This is a genomic window from Natronomonas sp. (assembly GCF_046710025.1).
Classification (GTDB): Archaea; Halobacteriota; Halobacteria; order Halobacteriales; family Haloarculaceae; genus Natronomonas.
In genome coordinates this window covers 1-4,988 of record NZ_JBKEGK010000191.1, presented here as the reverse complement: position 1 = coordinate 4,988, position 4,988 = coordinate 1, and the positions used below count along the sequence as shown (strand labels likewise).

Sequence of the window (4,988 nt, the reverse complement as noted above, 5' to 3'; positions counted from 1 at the left end):
GCCCTACACCAGCATGAAGTCCCGTGGTGTAGTGGCCAATCATAACGGCCTTTGGAGCCGTTGACGGCGGTTCGAATCCGCCCGGGACTATTCTGCGAGGAACGGACGTGACGAGCGAATAGCCCGCGGATTCGGAGCAGAGAACGGAGCGAAGCGGAGTTACCGCGGTTCGAATCCGCCCGGGACGACGTGTGTCACGAGCGGCAACCGCCGCCTCGATTCCCGTCGTCGACACTACTATGCGATTGCCAGACGTACCCGTATTTACAGCAATCATGACAGACGACACCGAATCGCCGTCGACGTTGGGACGGGTGCTGTTAGGACTCGGGCTCGCACTTCAGGCTTCGGAGGACTTTCGAGACATGGACGATACCATCGGGTACGCCGAATCAGCCGGCGTCCCGATGCCGGAACTCGCCGCCCCGTTTGCCTCGGGGATGATGATCGTTGCCGGCACCGGCATCGCGCTGTGGCGACTCCCCAAACTTGCCACCGGGGCTGCGGTCACGTTCCTCGCGGTCGTCACCACGACGATGCACGACTTCTGGAACGCTGACCCGGACGACCGTGACGGTGAGCGACTCGCGTTCTTCGGCAACCTCGCGATGTTTGGGGCGGCGCTGGTGTTCCTGCGGAAAGCGTATAACTGAATCGCACCGCGACCCGTCGAGATCGAAGTTACGATTATATTACCCGCTTCTGCTTGGCGGTTTCTTTTGGCCAGGTTCGTCGTTCTCTCCGATTGGGTTGGGGCTCGGGTACTCCTCAATCTCGGGATGTTGCTGGTACAGCGCACACCAGTCCTGCGAGCGAACCCGGCCCTCAACGATGGCACAGGCGCCGGCCATCCCCTCGTCGCCCGCGTGTTTGCTCGGGATGAAGAACCGACAGTTCGCACAGAGTTGGTATCCTTGCGGGTGACACTGGTAGGCCGCGTCCTCGCGGGCGGTCAGGTCATCCGGGTTCCGTTGGATGCCGGCGGTGCTTTCCGCAGTTCGGTACTCTTCGGCGACCTCTATGTCGTTTTCTTCAACGCACCAATTGGATGCCTGCTCGGTTTCGGCCTCGTCTTCGGCCTCGCTGTGGTCGCCGTTGCCGCCGTCACCGCCGCTGCCGCCGAGCCCCAGACAGCCGGCAAGTGCGGCGACTGAGGCGCCGCTTGCGGCCTGTAGAAACTGCCGCCGTCTCGATGTACCCGTTTCGGATTGCTTCTTCTCTGCCCCGCTGTCTCGTTCATTCGACATCTCTGCATCTCTCTTCTGACTGCTACTCCCTAATCTTTGCTGTCCGGCCGCGGAATGTGACGGCAGAATCGATCCCGAGGACGGGTAGCACCCGAACTGGCGGGGCCTACAGCCACTCCTCTGGTTTCGTGTCGTAATCGACCTCTGTCGCGCGGATATCCTCGATCTCTCCGTCGGAGAGAGTCTCACGATCGAAGGATTCGCCGTCGAACCGGATCAGCGTTCCCTGCTCCGTCGGCTCCGGTTCGCGGTCGCGCCGCCTCGCGACCTCGATGTCGTGTTCGTCGAACTCCTTTCGGATCGTCTTCAGCGCTACCGGCCGCCCCCAGAGTTCGAAGACGCGCTCGAGAGTCTGTTTGGCCTGTTCGAGATCGAGTTGAACGCCGTTGTAGTGGTGGGCGAGCAGCAACTCGTTTCTGTTCCGGAAGTTGCCGTCGTGGACGGCGATCGTCGGCTTCCCGAAGTTCGTGAACTGTAGCATGAGCTTCTTTTTGACGTCCTCGGCGGCCGTCGACGTGGCGCGGAAGTCGCCAGTCGTGTGGGTGAACTCGTAGGTGAAATACTCGTTTTCTTCGACGAACTCCTCGGTGAGAAACTCGTCGAGGAACGTAACGTCGTTGTGGCTCTCGCGGACCTCGAACATCCGGTCCCAGCCGGCCGTCCGGTCGACATCGTCAATGGCCTCCTCGACGGAGCCGTAGCGGTCCGTCTCGAAGAGGTACCGGGCGGTTCGTTCGAGTTCGCCCTGGCTGACACGCTTGAGAAAGCCCCGGTGCTCGCGTTTGACCAGCGAGTAGTGGCGCTCGGCCATCCCCTCGTATGTGAGTAGTTTCCAAGGATACTGCTCGACATCGACATCCTCGCCGCGTCGAACGCGTTCGAGCGTGTCAGCGTCGATCCGCGGATCGTCGGGATCGAGCGTATCGATGGCCCCGGCCGGGTCCGCGACGGCCGGATCCGGTTCCATGTGCTCGAGCACCCGATCGAGATCGACCGAGTCGCCGAAGTTCCGCCAGGTTACCCCTTCAACGCGGAGCAGGTGCTCGATCACCTCCCGACGGTTTCGACGGTTCTCGACGTACTGCCACAACTCGAATCCCAACTTATATGGGTTCAATCCGGGGGAGCCGAGCACCTGGGCCATGTGGTCGGCGTAGGAGAGGAACTCGTCATCGGCGGCAAAGTTCTCGTCGGCCATCATCCTCGATTCGTGGTAGCTCGCCCACCCCTCGTTCATCACTTTCGTCATCTTCTGGGGGGCAAAGTAGTAGGCCTCCTCGCGAAGCAGTTCGAGGATCTCGCGTTGCCACTCCTCGTACCCGGTCGCCCGCTCAGCTTCCTCGTCGTAGGCCTTTCCGTGGGCCGCTAGGAACGCCAACACGTCCAGTTCGGGGTCAGACGGGAACGTCGCCCCGTCCTCGTCGTCGGCCATCGAATCGAGGAACGCCTCGTCGAAGACCTCGCGTCTGACCTCATCGGAGAGGTCGAGGTCGTCCAGACGCTCCTCGATATCCGCCGTGGCCGCGGGTTCGCCGTCGGGATCGAGCACCGCCGAGAACGGCCGGTGCTGGTCGACGTTGTCCTCCAGGCAGAGCACGTGGTCGATCCACTCCTCGACGGCTTCCCGGGATATCTCGGGATCGTCCATGTACTCGGTGATCGCCTCGGCGTGGCGTTCCAACATTGCGGCTGCGTCCGGCGACTCCGAGAACATCCGGAACCACTCGTTGTTCCTGAAGAAGTCCGCGTGTGCTTCGACGTGCGTGATGACCGCCTTCTGATCGGCAAGCTCGTTCGACTCTTGAAGGAAGGCGTTCGAAGGGTCGTCGTTGTTGACGATCTCGAAGGCCTTTCCGCCGAGGAACTGCCGCTGTTTCTGCTGGCGGTCGTAGCTCATCCCCCACCGCCAATGGGGGTACCGGCGCTGGAAGCCACCGTAGGCGATCAGTTCGTTCATCTCGTCGTAGTCGACGATCCAGTAGTTCACCTCGAAGGGGTCGAGGCCGAGTTTTTCAGCGAGTTCGTTCGCCGCTTGCGCCGGTTCGGTCAACCCCTCGGCGATCCGCTGTTTGTGGAGTCTGTCGTGAGTGCTCATGAGTCGTCCTCCGTGCTGAGTATCGTATCGATCGCGTCGACCACGTCGCCGGGCCCCTCAACGTAAGCGACGGCGACGTTTGAGGCGTCAGCGAAGTGACGCTCGACCTCCCCCGCGTGGGTGGCGTTGATCGCGTTCCCCGAGGGTTGGGTTTCCACGTAGGCGTGGAGGTTCGCCGGGATCGACTCCATCATCGGGATTACCTGTTCTTCCGTGTCGTTTGAGGAGTTCTCCGAGTCGCCCGCCGCGAACACGTAGCGGTTCCACTCGCTCCAGGGGAACTCGGATTCGAGGACCTCCGCCGCCAACTCGTAGGCGCTGGAGATTCTGGTACCGCCGCCCGATCGGATGCCGAAGAACTCCTGGCGGTCGACCTCCCAAGCGTCGGCGTCGTGGGCGATGTAGACGAACTCCGCGTTGTCGTACTTACCGGTGAGATACCAATCCAGCGGCGTGAACGTTCGTTCGACCAGTTCGCGTTTGGCCTCCCGCATCGACCCGGAGACATCGCGAATGTTCACCACGACGACGTTCTTCTCGCGCTCCTCTATGATCTCCGGATATCGATAGCGCTCGTCCTCGCGCCTGAAGGGGACCTCGTCGATCCCCTCCCGACGGATTCGGGCTGCGGACGTCTCCCGATCGACGTTCGCTGTCATCTCCTCGATCGAACCCCACCGGGAGCGCTCATCGGCGGGGATCGAGTCGTAGGCGTCCTCGATCCACGCTCGCGAAACCGGGATGTGCTCGCTGCGGGCCCATTCGAAGACGGTCGCGGGCCCCCACCCCTCGACGCGAAGGGCCTCCTCGATGTACGCGTCGTCAAAGTCCATCGCCAGCTTCCGCTTGAGGCCCTCCTTGAACAGCCGTTCGAAATCGAGCGTGCTTGCCGGGCCCGAGCGCGTGATGTCAGTGAAGTCGCCCTCCTTCTCTTCGATTACCTTCTTGCCTTTCGGCTCCAAGTCGAGTCCCAACTCCTCGTCGAGTTCCTCGGCGAACTCTTCGGGGTCCATCTCGTAGTGTTCGTGTTCAGCCCCCTCCTCGCCGGGGTCGCCGTCCTCCCCGTCATCGTCGCCAGGCTGGGGCTGCGGCTCGCCGACGGGATCGCCGACGTCGGGCGTCTCACCCTGCCCCTGCCCGACCCCGCCCATGTCACGAGGGTCGTAGACGAACTCCGGCGGGTCGACGATCTTGATCGGGATTCGGATCTCATCGGGGCGGGACTCACCCAGGTCGCCGTACTGGATGAACTCCGAGAGGTCCTCCCGTTTCGCCTCGCCAACTTCGCGATACCGGTCGAGGTCGTCTCTACGCCCCACGGTCAATCACCTCCTGTCCTCGGTGTTCTGCCCTGAGAAACTTCGGCCCCAGCCATCGGCGTTCGGTCTTGATCAGTCCCATCGGTAGCTCACCTGTCCCATGACATGTCTACTGGTCAACTCCGCGGAGGCCGCAGAGTAGTTGAACATCTCCCGGAGGTTCTCGATCGTGCGCCGCTTGACCGCCTCGGTTTCGGTCTCCGATGGTGGGTCGTCCCACTGGTCGGGGTCGAGATCCTCGTAGGTCCGCCGGACGTCGTCCCAGTCGTGGCTCCCGAGGACGGTCCGGATGACAGGTATCTCCCGAGGATCGACATCGGAGATACG

General features: G+C 62.4%; 4 protein-coding genes, 1 tRNA gene and 1 pseudogene. 2 read left to right on the top strand and 4 right to left on the bottom strand.

The annotated features are described in order from the left end of the window. Positions 1–17: 17 nt before the first annotated feature. Together ACI944_RS11620 and ACI944_RS11615 are read left to right on the top strand one after the other, a co-directional pair. Positions 18–90, top strand: a tRNA-Gln gene (locus tag ACI944_RS11620). A gap of 185 nt (positions 91–275) precedes the next feature. Next, positions 276–653: a DoxX family protein gene (locus tag ACI944_RS11615; RefSeq protein ID WP_411719219.1), complete on the top strand. Its 378-nt coding sequence runs from the start codon at positions 276–278 to the stop codon at positions 651–653. Between the two features lie 39 nt (positions 654–692). Here ACI944_RS11615 and ACI944_RS11610 read toward each other — a convergent pair whose 3' ends face one another. The 4 genes and pseudogenes from ACI944_RS11610 to ACI944_RS11595 form a co-directional block, all read right to left on the bottom strand. Next, on the bottom strand, positions 693–1,247 hold the full coding sequence (locus ACI944_RS11610; RefSeq protein ID WP_411719218.1) for a hypothetical protein: 555 nt from the start codon (positions 1,245–1,247) through the stop codon (positions 693–695). 106 nt (positions 1,248–1,353) lie between these two features. Continuing rightward, complete coding sequence (locus tag ACI944_RS11605; RefSeq protein ID WP_411719217.1) at positions 1,354–3,342, bottom strand: SpoVR family protein; 1,989 nt, start codon at positions 3,340–3,342, stop codon at positions 1,354–1,356. Next, positions 3,339–4,661, bottom strand: coding sequence for a YeaH/YhbH family protein (locus ACI944_RS11600; protein ID WP_411719216.1), 1,323 nt, complete (start codon positions 4,659–4,661; stop codon positions 3,339–3,341). The genes ACI944_RS11605 and ACI944_RS11600 overlap by 4 nt, the downstream gene beginning before the upstream one ends. 72 nt (positions 4,662–4,733) lie before the next feature. Further along, positions 4,734–4,988: pseudogene (locus ACI944_RS11595) on the bottom strand (kinase anchor protein); the annotation flags it as partial.